This window comes from Paenibacillus sp. ACRRY (assembly GCF_022346995.1).
Taxonomy (GTDB): domain Bacteria; phylum Bacillota; class Bacilli; order Paenibacillales; family Paenibacillaceae; genus Paenibacillus.
The window spans coordinates 555,170-570,973 of sequence record NZ_JAKRNM010000001.1 but is presented as its reverse complement, the minus strand read 5'-3'; the positions used below and the strand labels follow the sequence as shown (position 1 = coordinate 570,973).

The window sequence follows — 15,804 nt, the reverse complement described above, 5'->3', positions numbered from 1 at the left end:
CAGTAGCGATATTTTATTCTATTGCTGCGTAATCGTTAAGTTAAAATATAAATGGATCTATTAGACAATGGTCAGAACACAACTAGAAGTTCTCCCCAGATCCTGTGTCCTAACTCTAACTTTAAAAAAAAAGGAACTGCCCTATTAGCAGTTCCTTTTTTTATATTACAGGTAAAGCTCCGCAACTCCGCAAGCATGCCACTTTTGCTTAAGGCACTGTTTAATTCGAAAGTATTACAAGTCCTTTTACCGGCACCGCTTGGGGCCTATTCAGTGATCATTATACTAGGAAAGCTTTGGAGATAATGACTAACAGAATAAAAAGCACCAGAATAGCACCAACGGACGTAAAGCCACCGTATCCCCCACCAAGTCCTCCTACATTACCATTGCTGTATCCACTCATATTTCTTCCCCCTCTTCTGTGGTATGTGTTAGATTATTCAGAAATGCGTTATTTGACAAGGCTATGTATAAAAAGGGCTTTTAGCAACGCTGCCTTTGTTTTGTCTGATCCCTTAATTAAAAAACAAGCAGCCAATCACGATGTCGGCTGCCTTATTCTTTTATTCAGTCATGTTTACCCATGATCTACAAACAAGCTACTATGATACAGGATATCACCATGCGAGCATCAACTTAGGTCGCACCTTTTATTCGTTTAATTCGGCAATGGCAGGAGACTCTAGGCCTATGGATTCGGAGGTGTCGGAACAGCAGGTTCTCCTTCGCGGCCAAGCCGCCGGCTTGCTGTTTCTCTACGCCCCGTTGCCGGGACGTGGGCTCCCGCTTTTGCCAACCCAAAGGCCGGCATATTGTTGTAGACACATTCATATTGCCCTTCAGGAACCAGATAGGTTTCGTGGAAAATCCCTACATCTCCCCCAGTTCCAACTTTGCGGTTGAAATCCCTCCACGCCTTCAGGTGGTTAGCTCCGTGTCGGGCATAGTGCTCCAGGTGTTCAAAGCTCCTCCAATACTGGATGAGTGTAAGTCCGCGGCCTGAAAAGTGATAGGAACCATCCATAAATCCGAGCTCCTCTTTGTTCCGATACAGCTCCTGAATCATAGGGGACATGGAATTCATAACAGGCAGCCATTTATGTACCGCCCACCATTTGTTAATTCGAAAACCAATCACAAAAACAACGAAGGAACCTTCCATATGTGCGGTATACCGACCTGCAATCACTTTAGCCATGCTTACCCACTCCTTCTCCTATATTTCAAGCAGACCCAGATGCGTATCATAAAAGCGGCCAATCTCCGCTGAATTGTACAGTTGAGCCGTCAGAAACGCTCCATAAAAAATGGTGAAACAGATCTGTACAGACTCCTCCAAGGTAATAGATTTGTTAAGCTTTCCCACTTGTTGTTCTTCCTTCATGAACTGTTGAAATAAAACGTACATATTAGGTGATTGACTTCCCGCTTCCTCGTGACCTGGAAAGAGCAGCGATACTTCGGCCTGACTCAGCTCAGGCATGCAAGGCTGCATATTCTGTTCTGCGAGAAAGGAGATCAAACTCGGCATCATCCCCGGCCTTACTTGATGTTCCTTAGCAACCTCAGCCAGTAAATGGCGAAATGCCTGAGATCCTTTTTTCCCTTCCTGTTCGATCTCGATTATCCGTTCAGTAAGCCATACCCGCATAAAATAGATGAGCAAATCCTCTTTACGTTGGTAAAACTTGAAAAAAGTGACCTTGGATATTTCCGCAGTCTTGCAGATGTCCTCAATCATGACCTGGCTGAACATTCGATCCTTCATTAAGGATAATCCCGCTTCGTACAGCGCGATTTTGTTCTTGGCTTTTTTTAATTCCCTTAGGGAGATATCCTGATTCATAATGATTGCATCTCCTTGATGTTAACTTCAGTAAATAAATTAACACGAGTTAACTTATTTAGTCAATACGGCAAAACAGACAGATTAAACACCCCTAACATTCGCTACACAGATGCAGGGGTACAGCCCTAGTGAACTGATCTTTATTCAACTGGGATGCATAGTGTAATTGTTGTACTGATAAAAATAAAAAAGCCGCTAATCACGGCTTCTATATTTCATTTTCCATATTCTTTTTTACTATATCGATAGATTCCACATTTAAATGTGTAGTGCAATTATACACCGAACAGTCCCATCGAGATTGCGCTGTATGCAGTATGGTGATTGATGTATTCAATAAACTTTCTGTCATGTCGATATGCGGGATGAGTCTCTTCAGAGTTATTCCAAGGAACGCACCGTGACTTACTATTAAGATATTCTGGTCCGGGTGTCTATCTGATATGTCGGCAAGGCACTGCCTACCTCTTCTTACAATCTCATCGTTTGTTTCGATGCCGAGATCCAGCCTAAACCATCCATACCCCCATCGATTGACACGCTCTTGTTCTGTTGTCCCTTCTATAAGCCCACAGTTCATTTCTCTCAAGCGCGGGTCGGTTCTCACTTCAATATTTTTGATCTTACCGATAATTTCTGCTGTTTCAAGTGCTCTGGACAAATCACTAGAATAAATATAATCCCAATGTTCTGAGCCAATTCTTTTGGACAAGAGTTCAGCCTGTTGTCGCCCCTTCTCATTGAGCGGGATATCGGAATGTCCTTGTGTCCGATATTCGTCGTTCCAATCCGTTACTCCGTGTCGGATCAATCCTAACGTAGTCATCTGTGTCCCTCTTTTCCTACGTAATATGTAAACTGCTCAAGAGAAAACCTTCAATTCACTCAACGAATGTTCCCATTAGAGAGTGATGCTTAGCCCCTTTTCCTTTTCTTTCTTGCTCTCAGGATGAAGACGGAACTTACCACAAGGATTATTGCAAGGACGATATACAAATCAATATCCCGCTCCATCATAAACCACATCTTGTGTTTTAAATTCACTTGTTGTTTTGGCTCGAATCCCTCACCGAATTGTTCAGTTACTTCGTTAGGGTTATTCATTTCAATTGTCGAACTGCATGGACTACTGCTTATTTCGCCATCCATTTCACTAATAAATATGAGGTATTTGTTGCCTTCAGTGAAGTTAAAACCCCAAGTGTAGTCGGTTGCGACAATGAGTTGAGAATCTACTTCCGTTTTCCAGCTTCGTTCTACTTCCATTAGTATATATCTAACTTTCTCTTTTGTGCCCATTATCCCTTCTTGCTTCAGATCAACTTTAATTTTCTTTATTTCACCGTAAATGGCACCAGTAGATCCATCTAACTCTTCTTGGAGGCTTCCCTTCTCGGCACAGGATAGAGCTTTAGCATCTTGACCATTCGAAAAAAAGAATATGGTAGTGAAAAGAAATATGATCGTGAATAAACGATGTTTCAATTTCTCCACCTGCTTATCATCATATTTTTTCGTTCATCTTACAACTTATTGACTTTCTCAACAGACGAAATGTTGCACTCATCTCCCAGCTAGTTGAACAAGAGCAGCCGGTTACACAAGTCAGCTGCTCTCTTAGCTATATTGCTCTATCGTAATCAATTAGTTAAAAGGACTAATTATTGAGTGCAAGTTTCATCCCAACATGACTAGCAACAAATCCAAGTCGTTCATAGAACCTGTGAGCATCTTTTCGCTTTTTATCCGTTGTCAGTTGAATCAGCTCACACCCCATTGATTTGGCTTCATGAATAGCGTATTGAAATAGAGACTCTCCAACGCCTTGACCACGATAATTCCGGTCAATACGTACACCCTCAATTTGGCCACGTGTCGTACCCAGTCTTGCAATCCCCGGAATAATTGTAAGCTGAAGACAACCAATAACTTCGTTGTTATCCAAGGCAATGATTATGGAATTACCAATCTGCTGTTCAATTTTTGCAAAAGCTTCAACATATTCTTTTGGCAGTGGTTCTATGAAACTCTCCCGGGTAGCACCCATTTCATCATCTGCCAATAAACGAACAATGGAAGGAAGATGGGTTAACGTTGCAGTTCTAAATTCCATGTAGACCTCCAATACTGAATTGAATTCATTTATTAATTTACTACTTATAGAATACCAATAATCTTGCTCCAAACATCATCGAGAGAAAAAAATAGTTTCTTAAAACAAAAAAAAGTCGCTTATAGCGACTTTGAGTGGAACATTTTTTTGTCTTACGACAACTACGTCTCTGTTTAATTTACTGTTGTCTGATGCGAGGTCTCGATATAAGAGACGATTCCTGCTGTATCTGTAACCATTCCGAAATACGTATCCACTGTTTTCAACGTCATATCATGTTCTGCTTGTGAAAAAGCCGCACAGGCATCTTGTATAAGAACAATGTGATAATCAAGCATAAAACCTTCCCTCGCTGTAGACTCAACACACAAATTCGTGCTAACCCCTGTCATAATGAGGGTTTCTATTTTGAGCGTTTGCAGAACGCTCTCCAATCTCGTATGGACAAACCCGCTGTAACGATGCTTTTTGACAATGATATCATTCGCCTGTGGTGCCACTTCGTAAAAATTTGCTCCCCAGCTTCCTGTACGACAAATAGGGTTTACCCCATCCGGAAAACGTGAAAGCCATACTTCGGAGTCAGTAGCATCTTCATGGTTAGTTTGCAGAAAAATGATGGGAATTGAGCTTCGTCTTGCAGCTTCTAATAAAAAATGCAAATGAGGCATCATTTGTTTTACTGAGCTCACATCAATTCCGCTTTTGGAGATCGCCCCATCTGGATGACAGTAATCGTTTTGAACATCCACGACAATTAGAGCTATATTTTTCCCCTTGAGATGAATTTTCATTTTGTCCATTCCATACACCCCCAGAACTTATTATTTAGTGGGATGCAACCTTTTTATACAAAAATTATTAAAATCATTGTTAATTGGAAAAGGAAAAGCCCAAACTCAGCAAGTGATGATGAGTTTAGGCTTTTATTATTTCTTAGAGGATCTGCTCCTGCGTAATCCCTTTACTTTTTAAAAGTCCATTCCAGCGTTTTTCTTCTGCCTCTGGGAGATGTATGTTGAACTGATCCAGTGTTCGAAATGCAATATGATTGAAGATATCATCAAGAGAATCGGGATGATTATAGAACGCAGGCATTGGAGGAAGTATTACAGTCCCCATACGAGATAAAGTCAACATATTTTCTAAATGAATATCGTTGAGTGGTGTTTCTCGTGCCACTAAGACTAGCTTTTTGCGTTCTTTCAAGATGACATCGGCGGCGCGAGTAATTAGATTGTCACCAAGTCCTATACGAATGGAAGCTAATGTTTTCATCGTGCAAGGAGCAACAATCATACCATCCACTTGAAAGGAACCACTCGAAATCTTGGCTCCCAAATCCTTATTGGAATAGGAGTAATCAGCTAACTGTGTAACTTCCTTTGCCGTATACGGCGTTTCTTCTTGAATGGTTGCTGCGGCCCATGAAGATAACACGAGATGGGTTTCAATATCGGTATCTTGAAGAAGCTGTAACAGGCGAACACCAAACATAGCACCCGTTGCCCCGGTTATTGCTATAATTAATTTCATTTTACTCTCCTTCCCTCTGTGTTATATGAAACATATCAAAATCCGTATTTTTCCCAATTCTCAATAATATTCTGACGCATCTCTTCGGGATAACTTCTGAATGATGCTTCAATGGATTGTTCATCACTAGAGCCATTGTTTAAAGGCAATAAACAGTTATAAATGGCTTTTGTAGTGAGCGCCTCACGCTTTTCTTTTTCATCCAGGTATCCGACAAGAGGTAGAACCTTTTGTTCAGCCATAACTTCACGTTGATCTGGATGATGGCGAGTAGCAAACGCCCATACAACCTGATTAATGTTACTTGGATCAATATCGTCATCTAAAACGATGACTTTGGGTACGTAGGAACCCGCTCTCGTTGCAAAAACGGCTGCTCCAATGTCATGAGATAACTGTTCATTATCCACTTTTTGTTGACTACGATCTACCGTGACGACAAGCCAATGTACTGCAGACTCTAACGGAATAAAGCATTGTTTGATAGGAAGTCCTTGTTTTCGCAGTGTATTTTGAATATCTGCTGCAATACCGATGCCCCAATTCGTGGAACTTTCTTCAGGAGGTACGCCGGTTGCACTTACAGGTATGATTGGATTATTCCGATGTGTCATCGCTTTTACATCAAAGCGTGGTGTTGGTTTTTCATGACCGATCCATGTATAACCGGCGTATTCTCCAAACGGACCTTCCGGAACCATTTCTGTTAGGGAGACTGTTCCCTCAATTACAATCTCACTTGTCGCTGGTACTTCCAAATCATTCGTCTCGCATTTCACAACATCGATGGCTTCACCGTACCATCCTCCGATCAGTTCCCTTTCGCTAACATCACCGGAAAGAGGATAGCCTGCGATCATAGCGATACCAGGATCTACGCCCAAGCATAAGGCGAACGGCATCTCTTCGCCGATTTCCTTCCACTGACGGTGTATTTTCCCTAAATCCTGAGATGGGATAATAACACCCGCCAATGACTGGGGTCCATCAAGCATTACACGTGTAATAGACCAGTTAACCCAGGATCCATCAGGAGTACGGACAACAAGTATACCGTAAGTATTAATGTAACGGCCCCCATCTCCAACATGAATAAACGGTATAGGTAGTTTGGTAAGGTCAATCTCATCATTAAACAATTTGTTTTCTTTGCATTCACCGTTTTCAACTAAACGAGGCGGAATGGGAGTGACTTCCGGAAGATGAGACCACGCTTCAACTAGCTCAGGGGCAGTAGTGTTTATTGGCAGCCCAAGGGAGAGAGCTACTCGAATATAGGGATGTTCTTCATTGGGGCTGAGCCCTACTGGCGCTCCCAATACTTCAAAACCTGGTGTGCTGTCTTTCACATTTTTAAAAAGCGGTGCTGGAGCGTGAGTTTCATAAGCTCGTCGAATGATGGCACTCATTTCTAAGTTCCAATCAATTTCTTGATGAATCGAAACGACTTCGTTATATTCTTTCAATACTTCTACATATTCGCGAAAACTTTTTAATGGTTTCATATCCATTGTCCTCCTTGAAATAAGTTATTTGCTAACTGTTAATCTTGCTTATTCATTTTAAGACGCTGTATAACTATATGTAAAATATATATAATGATAGGTGTTCATCTGAAAAATATATGCAAGGGATGCTGAATTTATGGATTTGAAGAAACTATTTTATTTTGTAACCATCGTAGATGAAGGACAAATTACACGCGCTGCGAACCGCCTGCATATGGGACAGCCCCCATTAAGTATGCAATTAAAAGCGTTAGAAGATGAGCTCGGAGTCATTCTCATTAAACGCAATCATAAAAAATTCGAATTAACCCCTGCTGGAGAAACATTCTATACACGGGCGAAGGAAGTGCTAAATTCAATTGATGCAATGGTTACAGAAGTGAGGGAACAACAGGATGGACAACGAGGGAAACTCGCGATCGGGACAGTAATGTCATGCCTACCTTACCTCCCACCCATTTTAAAAATATTTAAGGACAACTATCCTCATATCTCATTTCAACTGTTGGAGGAAGATTCACGAAGAATTGAAGAGCTTTTACAAAATAGAGAGATTGAACTAGGCATTGTCCGATTGCCGCTACAGACAAAAGAAATGACGGATATGAGAAATCTCTCCATATACCCCATACAATCCGAGCCTCTTGTAGCTGTTCAACCTTCTAACGGCACCTTTTTCAAAGGAAAAACGATCTCCATAAAAGAATTGGAAAATCAGCCTCTCATGGTGTTACGCGGCCAAGGTGATTATAATGTTTTCCACAGGTTTGTTGAGACATGTAACAGTTTTGGATTTAATCCTAAAATTATTTGTGAAAGTCTTGATGTAACAACCTTAATGACCTTGGCAGATTCAGGATTAGGAATAGCGATTGTTCCAAAAATTGCACTACAGATCAGAACATCTGAAAGCTTGTCTTTTGCTGAAATTGTTCCCAATGTAAACTCTGAAACTGCCCTGATCTGGATAGAACATCGCCATTTATCCCAAGCCGCACAAAATTTTAAAGACATTCTGATTAATCATATAAAATAAAGGGTTTTGTTCCGAAGGTATATTTAGACTTTGCAGTGGTATATTTCAATGAGGGATTACAGTTTTATCACGCGTTAAAATTTGCACTATGCAAGGAGACACTTTTGGTGCATTGCTTTCTTGGAGGATCGCCATAGCAAGTAATATGAAAATACAACGTCGAAAAAGAAAAATACGTTGGCTTTATCTTGTTTAATGGCTGCAAATTAAACAAACATCAACTTAGACGAATATCTTTCTTTGCACTAAGTAAACAGAGCATGTGCTAGCTAACGTATTGTAAAAGAGCGTCTCAAAAGGGGGTAAATTTTAATGGAGGTTTCATTATGTAAAGCAGATTTAAATGATGCAATGACTATTCACAAAATGAAAGTTAAAGCATTTATGCCCTTGTTGGAAAAATATCAGGATTTTGAAACAAGCCCTGCCAATGAAACCGTAGAAAGAATTCTTACTCAAATCAATCAGTCTTTCACAGATTATTTCATAATTCATCATCTTGAGGCTGCTGTGGGCGGAATTAGAGTCGTGAAAAAAGATGACCAAATCTATAGTGTTAGCCCCATTTTTATACTGCCAGAACATCAGGGAAAAGGCATTGCTCAAAAAGTCTTTACAATGGTTGAGCAAATATATGATGATGCTAAGTCATGGAGACTGGGCACCATCTTACAAGAGAAAGGAAACTGTTACTTGTATGAGAAGATAGGCTATAAAAAAACGGGTGTAACCAAAGTAATTAATGACAGAATGACAATGGTATTTTATGAGAAGCACTTGTAGATGAATAGCCATTGGATTAAGTGAACCGCCTTTCAATGGGCGGTTCACTTTTGTATGAACTCACAAGCTCAGCTATTTCATAAATAACGCACTGAAAATAAGAACATCCTGCAAGAAATGAATCGCCAACGCCCAGAAGAATCCTCTCGTTTCTAACATCGATTTGGCTAAAAACCAACCGATAAAAGCTGCCATGAATACACCGGGTATCCCGCCTGGATGTCCAAAATAATGAACGGCCCCAAAGATTGCAGCCGCCAGTCCTTGAGCTATATACGGGGACAAACCATAATTGCCAACAACGGCAACAAATGAAAACCGAAAGATGATTTCTTCAGAAAAAGCATTCATTAGTGCAAACACAAGGATGAGAATAACTCCGGGATACAATTCCAGTCTCACGGTTTCCCCGTGCACTACTTGGAAGTAGATAACCACAGCAGTTACCAACGTAATGATGACCGCAAAGTTTAGACCCAAGTGTTTCCATGTCTCTGTTTCTTTCGGCTTAATGCCGATCCACGGTTCGGACCGAATTTTTCCGTCTCGCTTTTTCAGATCTAAATACCTAAGTCCACCCTTACCTGCCAACCCGTATACTATGCCAATTACTATTACAGCTAATAACAACACCGTGATCTGATAACTCATCTCCAGGTTGTATACATCGCTTTCGAAGACCTTTAATTGGAGAAGCGGCCTGCTTCTAAACCATAACAGGAGAGGTGCACAAGCAACCACCACGATTGTGACCAAAAGGATCGGAATGAGTGTGGATCGTTTTTTATTCATTTTAATCTCCCCTGTTTGGATGACTTAACGTTTCCAGCGCATGCTGACACCATTCCATAGTCATTCGAAGATATCTCTCCCCATAGTCCAGTGTTAACAACCAGAGCTGGGCTTGTTTGCTTTCCCCTTTAGGAACACTCGCTTTAATTCCTGCAAGCATTGTGATTAGCTGCTCATTTGCTGCTAATTCCTCTTCGAGAAAAGTGATGAGTTGCGGGAAATGACGTTCATCGGAGACAAAGAGCTTCATTAGCAGTTCACTTCTCATAACGGGTTCTTCAGGTGGCAGAGCTAGCCAGGAATCAAGCTGCTTACATCCCTGTTCTGTAATGCCGAAGACAATTTTACGTCTTCCCGTCTCTGCTTCTTCCACCACCGTTACAGAGCCATCTAACTGCAATTGTTTGATACTCTTATGAATATGTCCATACGATTCGTTCCAGAAAAGGCCGATGCTCTCCTTCGAAAACTTAACAAGCTCATAGGCGCTCATGGGCTTCAACCGAAGCAAGCCGAGAATCGCAAAGTGGGTCGTATTGATTCTTTTCATATGCCCTCCCCGTTCATAATATATCTTTGAGATATATATAATTAGCATATTACTCCATTAGGATAAAGATTACAATTCTTTTTTGGCTATCTTTAACTCTGCTCTCCAATGCAAAAAAGGAGTAATTACCGTAAGGTAACACCCCTTTCGATCTATAATAATGCAATAAGCATAGAAATCATTTTTGAGTGCTGCTTAAACCTTTTAATTCCATTCCTCTTGTAAAGAAAACAATTCCAATTGCAGCAAACGTTACGTAATTACTTATCTTGGCTATAACTTCTTCATCATCCTCATAATTAATCCAGAACAGTAGAACGAACGGTGATACTATCATTAATAATTTCATAGCCAACATAAATACATAGTGAACTCTATGCTTCCACAAATTTCCTTCTTGCGAGGTTATTCTAAGACTAACCTTAGAAGAGTCGTAGATCGTTATTAATAGTGCAATGATGCTTGAGTATGCCGTTATTTTCAAGCCAATCTCAATCCATGGAACAAATGCTGCAACGGCAATACCCAGGTAAATCCCAGCAGCTAAGTAAAAGAGGTTAATCTTAATCTTTCTGTGCAAAATCCCTCGCCCCTATCATATCACCTGTATATTTTACCATCATTATACAACAATAAGTGTTGGTTTACTTTTGTTTTATGAACATCTCTGACAGGCCATCGTCACCTTCTCTATTTGTGTTGGATTCAGTTCTATACAACAGCCACTAATGATTTTATAAAATACAAATTGCACTGTGTTAAATAGGCCAATGGATGATCTAGTGTAAAGAGAGATTTCATCTCTCAAAGACTTCATTTTACCTCCTCTTTTTTCGATATATTAGGTACAGATTTAATTTAAATTTTAACTATTGAGTTCTGGGTTAGATCTGTAACATTGACATACTTAGGGGGAACTGAAGTGAAAACAAAGATAGGATCCATTCTAAAAATGAGAACGTTAAGAGCTAAGTTAGTCTCTTTGTGCTTGGTTATACTGATTGTGCCCACAATCGTAATAGGATTCAGTTCTTATACCGTTTCAAAAAATGAAATGAATGAATCCGGCAAGGCCGCACTTGAAAATAGTGTACGAATGGTCATTGGTATGATTAATCTCCTCAATGAGCAGGTAGAGAATGGAAGTCTAACATTAGAGCAAGCACAGGAAAAGCTCCGCGTAGAACTGCTCGGTGAGAAGAATGCAGATAATAAGCGACCTGTAAAAAGTGAATATACTGTAGGGGAAACAGGATATCCATGGGCCGTTGGCAAAGATGCTCATTCTGTGATGAATCCTTCAAATGAAGGTCAGGATTTGACAGATGTCGTTACAGAAGATGGTGTATATTTGGGGAAAGAACTCGTTAACGTTGGATCAGCCGGAGGCGGATTTGTCACCTACAAGTGGGCTCTACCTGATACAGGTGAGGTAGAAACGAAAGTATCATATGTTGAAATGGATCCGCATTGGGGGTGGATCATCGGTTCGGGTGCATACTTAAGTGAGTTCAACAGTGGTGCCACACAAGTTCTTTATCTTGTTCTTATTGTTACAGCTGTGGCAGTTGTTCTGGGATCCATCATCGTCAGCATCATCTCAGGACGTCTAACGAAGCCGATCCTTATGGTGGCTAAGCGATTGAAGTCAGTGGCGGACGGTGACCTAACCGTTGAAGAAGTTAAGATGAAGTCCAAAGATGAGATCGGTGAGCTTTCACAGGACTTTAACCATATGATTAAAAACATGAGAACACTTATAAGTCAAGTTGATCTCTCTACCAAACAAGTAGCCTCTTCTTCCAAAGAGTTGACCCTTGGAGCGGAGCACACCAGTCAGGCAACTGAGAATATCACCATTTCGATCCAAGAATCTGCAGCAGGTGCACAAGAACAACAAATGATGCTTCAACGAACTACCACCTCACTCGAGGAAATATCGATTGGGATCCAGCGAATAGCGGAAAGTTCATCAACCATTGCCGATTCTTCTGTTGATGCGATGGAACTCGCGAACATAGGTGGTACGGCCGTAGAGCATACAGCGAAACAAATGAACCTGATAAACCAGTCGGTAAATGAAACGGATGTAGTCATGAGAATGCTGGATGAACGCAGTCAGCAGATCGGTACGATGCTGCATGCCATTACGGATATTGCGAAGCAGACGAATCTTCTTGCTCTCAATGCTTCGATTGAAGCAGCCCGTGCAGGCGAAGAAGGACGCGGTTTCTCCGTAGTAGCTGCTGAAGTGAGAAAACTTGCTGAACAATCGAACCAGTCATCCGGGCAGATTTCCACGTTGATTCAAGATATGCGTTCAGATATAGAACAATCGCTCAAGACATTGAATCGAGTTAAACAGGACGTCGACTCCGGCATACAGATTGCTAATGAGACGGAACAACAGTTCAACAAAATCGTAGGGTCTACCAACTTTATCGCCCAACAAACGGAGGAACTCGCCAGCGTTACACAGCAGATCACGGCAAGTGTCCAGGAAATAACAGCGGGCCAGGAGCAAGTCTCCAATCTTGCGCTTCAAGCTGCAGACAACTCCCAAAATATAGCTGCATCTTCAGAAGAACAACTGGCTTCAATGGAGCAAATCACGAGCTTATCCACAACCTTGTCGGAAATGTCTCAACAGTTAGAGCGTTTGACGATTCAATTTAAATATTAATTTTAATTCATCTAGATAAAAAAAAGCAGCCGACCTCTTTTACTTTGGTCGGCTGCTTTGTCCGTTTTAAAACAAAACAGTATTTTCCTCAGCAAGCCACACTGATCAAGCTCCTTACAATTCCAGATCAGCAGCCCGGGCGTTCGCTTCAACCTGTTCCGGACTTTTGCATCCCGGAATGACGCAGCTGACAGCTGGATGCTTCAGACACCAGGCAAGGGCCCATGAGGCCATGTCGACACCTTCCGGGACTTCGTTCTTCTGAATTTCACTTACCAGCTGCAGTTTCTCATCGATCTCTTGACGCTCGCGTCCCTTTCTGACATTGTCATTGAACACCGCACCCGGTTTGTACTTACCGCTCAGATAGCCGCTGGCCAGTGGGACCCTTGCGAGCACACCAAGGTCCTGATTCTGGCATGACGGGAACACCCTCTCCTCGGGCTTCTGGTCCAGACGGTTATACACGACCTGAATAGCCTTCGCATTCAACTCGGTAGCCTTGCTCGTCTGATGCAGATTATCGTTGCTGCCAATGGAGATCCCGAGATTTCGAATTTTACCAGCCTGCACCTGCTTGTCCAGCATCGTCCAGAGCTCGTCGTTATCGAACGCCTCATCTGAACCGGAATGGAACTGATACAAATCGATATAATCTGTTCTTAGGGCTTTCAGAGATTCTTCCAGTTGAACACGGATCTGATCTACACTCCAGGCGTTTGTCCAGTGATCGTGCCACTGATGACCAAACTTCGATGCGATCACCCAATCCTCACGCCGGTCCCGGGACACAAAATCGCCGATAAAGTTCTCGGACATATGGTGAGGTCCGTAACATTCAGCTGTATCAATCAAATTAATGCCAAGTTCTTTGGCACGATATAGAATATCATCGACTTCTTTCTGGGTATAGTCTTTCCCCCAGTCCCCGCCAAACTGCCAGGTGCCCACACCTACGACGGATACATCAAGCTCGGTCTTGCCCAATCTTCTGTACTTCATTCTACTCACCTCGAGGTTTAATATGTTGGTCAAGTGACCGAATTGTACAATAAGTATTAGATTAACGATAACGCTTTCATAATAAAGGATAAATTAAAAATTTTCAATCTGAAGCGTGCTCTAATAAATAAAGCCCCTTAGAAATTCATTGGATAAACAGCGTTTATTCCAATATTTTTTCTAAGGGGTTCACTTTTTGATGACGGAAATTAGAGAAGTAAATTCTCTGTTTGCTTTAATAGATACTTTTAGGAAAATCCTAATTAACCTATATCGCTTAAACCAACGATGGTTTCATACGGTTGCAGCATCAATGGCCTCTTGCTATTTTCGTAGTTGGTAAGCCAGATCTCAGAGAAGTTAAGGCTAAGGTCTTCTTCCTTAAGCTCAACGGCTTGGTCAGAGAGATTAACGACTACCAGCACCTGTTCTTCTGCCAGAGTACGTGTATAAGCAAATACACTAGGATGTTCCGGCATAAGAAGCTCATAGATACCATATGTCAACGTGTCGTGTTCTTTTCGCAGCTGAATCATTTGTTTATAAAAGTGAAGGATGGAACGCGGATCCTGCAGTTGTTTCTCTACATTAATATGAACATAGTTGTCATTCACCTTAAGCCATGGCGTACCATTGGTGAACCCGGCTTGTTCTGCCGAAGACCACTGCATCGGCGTTCTGGAGTTATCGCGACTTGAAGCCCAGATGATGTTCATGATTTCCTCATGCGACATCCCTTCTTCACGTTTAATCTGATACAGATTCCGGTCAGCTACGTCGTTATAGTCCTCTATGGAAGGATAAGCCACATTCGTCATGCCAATTTCTTGTCCTTGGTAAATGAACGGAGTGCCCTGCATGAAAAAGTACATGGCTCCAAGAGCTGTTGAACTTTCATACCAATACTCCGCATCATTTCCCCAGGACGAAACTTTGCGCGGCTGATCGTGATTTTCAATAAACAAAGCATTCCAACCAATACCTTCCAGCGATTTTTGCCACTTGGTCAAGACGCTTTTCAGTTTGGGAACATCGAGCTGCCTGTCTGTACTGTTTTTCCACAGGTCAAGGTGTTCGAATTGGAAGACCATATTAAATTTGCCTCTGACTTCACAGATCCAATCATACAGATCTTCTTGGTCCTCTACTTTCACTCCATTGGCTTCGCCAACCGTTACTACGTCATATTTAGACAACGTTTCTTCTTTCATTTCTTGCAGATATCGCTGAATGCCTTTGACATTCATATGCTTCTCAAACGAAGAGATGTATTTGACGCCTTCTTTAATTGGCATATCCAGCAAGCCATCTTCTTTGTGGATGTGGCTGATTGCATCGACACGGAAACCATCAATACCTTTATCCAGCCACCAATTCATCATTTCATAAATGGATTTCCGTACGCTTTCATTTGCCCAGTTCAAGTCCGGTTGCTTTTTGGAGAACAGATGAAGATAGTACTGTCCGGAGACTTCGTCATATTCCCAAGCAGAACCACCGAAAATACTTTCCCAGTTATTCGGTTCTTCTCCGTTCTTCCCATCTCTCCAGATGTACCAGTCCCGTTTGGGACTATCCTGCGAAGATCTCGATTCGATAAACCACGGATGTTCGTCACTGGTATGATTGATCACCAAGTCCATGATGAGTTTCATGCCGCGGTGATGTACTTCATTTAATAATTGATCAAATTCAGCCATCGTGCCGAATTCATCCATAATGGAACAGTAATCACTGATATCATAACCATTATCATCGTTAGGCGACTTATACATCGGACAGATCCATATCAGATCAATACCGAGGTCTTGGATATAATCCAGTTTTGAAATAATCCCCTTGATGTCGCCAATCCCATCTCCATTGGAATCCATAAAACTTCTCGGATAGATTTGATAAGCTACTGCTTCTTTCCACCATACTCTTTTCATTTGATGCAATCCTTCTTT

At 41.6% G+C, this 15,804-nt stretch carries 17 protein-coding genes; 3 read left to right on the top strand and 14 right to left on the bottom strand.

Annotation, left to right across the window (positions count from 1 at the left end):
- Positions 1 to 280 precede the first annotated feature (280 nt).
- The 9 genes from MH144_RS02495 to MH144_RS02455 all read right to left on the bottom strand — a co-directional run bounded on the left by MH144_RS02495 (position 281) and on the right by MH144_RS02455 (position 7,006).
- Positions 281 to 406 (bottom strand): YjcZ family sporulation protein, encoded by a 126-nt coding sequence (locus tag MH144_RS02495; protein ID WP_239297501.1) that lies wholly within the window; start codon positions 404 to 406, stop codon positions 281 to 283.
- A 285-nt stretch (positions 407 to 691) separates the two neighbouring features.
- Entirely contained in the window at positions 692 to 1,201 is a 510-nt protein-coding gene (locus tag MH144_RS02490; protein ID WP_239297500.1) for a DUF4188 domain-containing protein, read from the bottom strand.
- A gap of 18 nt (positions 1,202 to 1,219) precedes the next feature.
- Positions 1,220 to 1,849, bottom strand: coding sequence for a TetR/AcrR family transcriptional regulator (locus tag MH144_RS02485; RefSeq protein WP_239297499.1), 630 nt, complete (start codon positions 1,847 to 1,849; stop codon positions 1,220 to 1,222).
- Positions 1,850 to 2,060: 211 nt separating this feature from the next.
- Positions 2,061 to 2,678 (bottom strand): histidine phosphatase family protein, encoded by a 618-nt coding sequence (locus MH144_RS02480; protein WP_239297498.1) that lies wholly within the window; start codon positions 2,676 to 2,678, stop codon positions 2,061 to 2,063.
- A gap of 89 nt (positions 2,679 to 2,767) precedes the next feature.
- A complete protein-coding gene (locus MH144_RS02475) occupies positions 2,768 to 3,337 on the bottom strand; it encodes a hypothetical protein (RefSeq protein WP_239297497.1) in 570 nt (189 codons plus the stop codon).
- A gap of 172 nt (positions 3,338 to 3,509) precedes the next feature.
- Positions 3,510 to 3,965, bottom strand: coding sequence for a GNAT family N-acetyltransferase (locus MH144_RS02470; protein WP_239297496.1), 456 nt, complete (start codon positions 3,963 to 3,965; stop codon positions 3,510 to 3,512).
- A gap of 173 nt (positions 3,966 to 4,138) precedes the next feature.
- Positions 4,139 to 4,768, bottom strand: a complete 630-nt coding sequence (locus MH144_RS02465; protein ID WP_239297495.1) for a cysteine hydrolase family protein — start codon at positions 4,766 to 4,768, stop codon at positions 4,139 to 4,141.
- A gap of 133 nt (positions 4,769 to 4,901) precedes the next feature.
- The gene (locus MH144_RS02460) at positions 4,902 to 5,501 is read right to left on the bottom strand and encodes a UbiX family flavin prenyltransferase (RefSeq protein WP_239297494.1); all 600 of its coding nucleotides are present in this window, start codon (positions 5,499 to 5,501) and stop codon (positions 4,902 to 4,904) included.
- Positions 5,502 to 5,536: 35 nt separating this feature from the next.
- Positions 5,537 to 7,006: a UbiD family decarboxylase gene (locus MH144_RS02455; protein ID WP_239297493.1), complete on the bottom strand. Its 1,470-nt coding sequence runs from the start codon at positions 7,004 to 7,006 to the stop codon at positions 5,537 to 5,539.
- A gap of 139 nt (positions 7,007 to 7,145) precedes the next feature.
- Here MH144_RS02455 and MH144_RS02450 point away from each other — a divergent pair, with 139 nt between their 5' ends.
- On the top strand, positions 7,146 to 8,045 hold the full coding sequence (locus MH144_RS02450) for a LysR family transcriptional regulator (protein ID WP_239297492.1): 900 nt from the start codon (positions 7,146 to 7,148) through the stop codon (positions 8,043 to 8,045).
- Positions 8,046 to 8,357: 312 nt separating this feature from the next.
- A complete protein-coding gene (locus MH144_RS02445; protein ID WP_239297491.1) occupies positions 8,358 to 8,828 on the top strand; it encodes a GNAT family N-acetyltransferase in 471 nt (156 codons plus the stop codon).
- A 72-nt stretch (positions 8,829 to 8,900) separates the two neighbouring features.
- Here MH144_RS02445 and MH144_RS02440 read toward each other — a convergent pair whose 3' ends face one another.
- From MH144_RS02440 to MH144_RS02430, 3 genes are all read right to left on the bottom strand, one after another.
- The gene (locus tag MH144_RS02440) at positions 8,901 to 9,620 is read right to left on the bottom strand and encodes a CPBP family intramembrane glutamic endopeptidase (protein WP_239297490.1); all 720 of its coding nucleotides are present in this window, start codon (positions 9,618 to 9,620) and stop codon (positions 8,901 to 8,903) included.
- A gap of 1 nt (position 9,621) precedes the next feature.
- Positions 9,622 to 10,170 carry a PadR family transcriptional regulator gene (locus MH144_RS02435; protein ID WP_239297489.1) on the bottom strand — a complete coding sequence of 183 codons (549 nt, stop codon included), beginning with the start codon at positions 10,168 to 10,170 and terminating at the stop codon, positions 9,622 to 9,624.
- Positions 10,171 to 10,348: 178 nt separating this feature from the next.
- Complete coding sequence (locus MH144_RS02430; protein ID WP_239297488.1) at positions 10,349 to 10,750, bottom strand: hypothetical protein; 402 nt, start codon at positions 10,748 to 10,750, stop codon at positions 10,349 to 10,351.
- Positions 10,751 to 11,092: 342 nt separating this feature from the next.
- On the opposite strand from MH144_RS02430, the gene MH144_RS02425 reads away from it, so the two are divergent.
- Positions 11,093 to 12,853 (top strand): methyl-accepting chemotaxis protein, encoded by a 1,761-nt coding sequence (locus MH144_RS02425; RefSeq protein ID WP_343225995.1) that lies wholly within the window; start codon positions 11,093 to 11,095, stop codon positions 12,851 to 12,853.
- Positions 12,854 to 12,967: 114 nt separating this feature from the next.
- Here MH144_RS02425 and MH144_RS02420 read toward each other — a convergent pair whose 3' ends face one another.
- Positions 12,968 to 13,855 carry an aldo/keto reductase gene (locus MH144_RS02420; protein WP_239297486.1) on the bottom strand — a complete coding sequence of 296 codons (888 nt, stop codon included), beginning with the start codon at positions 13,853 to 13,855 and terminating at the stop codon, positions 12,968 to 12,970.
- A gap of 263 nt (positions 13,856 to 14,118) precedes the next feature.
- Positions 14,119 to 15,786, bottom strand: a complete 1,668-nt coding sequence (locus MH144_RS02415; protein WP_239297485.1) for a glycoside hydrolase family 13 protein — start codon at positions 15,784 to 15,786, stop codon at positions 14,119 to 14,121.
- Positions 15,787 to 15,804: the final 18 nt, after the last annotated feature.

What these genes read in the sequence shown, in the direction of transcription:
- MH144_RS02495 (WP_239297501.1), bottom strand. Translation starts at nt 406, where the DNA reads ATGAGTGGATACAGCAATGGTAATGTAGGAGGACTTGGTGGGGGATAC.
- MH144_RS02490 (WP_239297500.1), bottom strand. Translation starts at nt 1,201, where the DNA reads ATGGCTAAAGTGATTGCAGGTCGGTATACCGCACATATGGAAGGTTCC.
- MH144_RS02485 (WP_239297499.1), bottom strand. Translation starts at nt 1,849, where the DNA reads ATGAATCAGGATATCTCCCTAAGGGAATTAAAAAAAGCCAAGAACAAA.
- MH144_RS02480 (WP_239297498.1), bottom strand. Translation starts at nt 2,678, where the DNA reads ATGACTACGTTAGGATTGATCCGACACGGAGTAACGGATTGGAACGAC.
- MH144_RS02470 (WP_239297496.1), bottom strand. Translation starts at nt 3,965, where the DNA reads ATGGAATTTAGAACTGCAACGTTAACCCATCTTCCTTCCATTGTTCGT.
- MH144_RS02465 (WP_239297495.1), bottom strand. Translation starts at nt 4,768, where the DNA reads ATGGACAAAATGAAAATTCATCTCAAGGGGAAAAATATAGCTCTAATT.
- MH144_RS02460 (WP_239297494.1), bottom strand. Translation starts at nt 5,501, where the DNA reads ATGAAATTAATTATAGCAATAACCGGGGCAACGGGTGCTATGTTTGGT.
- MH144_RS02455 (WP_239297493.1), bottom strand. Translation starts at nt 7,006, where the DNA reads ATGAAACCATTAAAAAGTTTTCGCGAATATGTAGAAGTATTGAAAGAA.
- MH144_RS02450 (WP_239297492.1), top strand. Translation starts at nt 7,146, where the DNA reads ATGGATTTGAAGAAACTATTTTATTTTGTAACCATCGTAGATGAAGGA.
- MH144_RS02445 (WP_239297491.1), top strand. Translation starts at nt 8,358, where the DNA reads ATGGAGGTTTCATTATGTAAAGCAGATTTAAATGATGCAATGACTATT.
- MH144_RS02440 (WP_239297490.1), bottom strand. Translation starts at nt 9,620, where the DNA reads ATGAATAAAAAACGATCCACACTCATTCCGATCCTTTTGGTCACAATC.
- MH144_RS02435 (WP_239297489.1), bottom strand. Translation starts at nt 10,170, where the DNA reads ATGAAAAGAATCAATACGACCCACTTTGCGATTCTCGGCTTGCTTCGG.
- MH144_RS02420 (WP_239297486.1), bottom strand. Translation starts at nt 13,855, where the DNA reads ATGAAGTACAGAAGATTGGGCAAGACCGAGCTTGATGTATCCGTCGTA.
- MH144_RS02415 (WP_239297485.1), bottom strand. Translation starts at nt 15,786, where the DNA reads ATGAAAAGAGTATGGTGGAAAGAAGCAGTAGCTTATCAAATCTATCCG.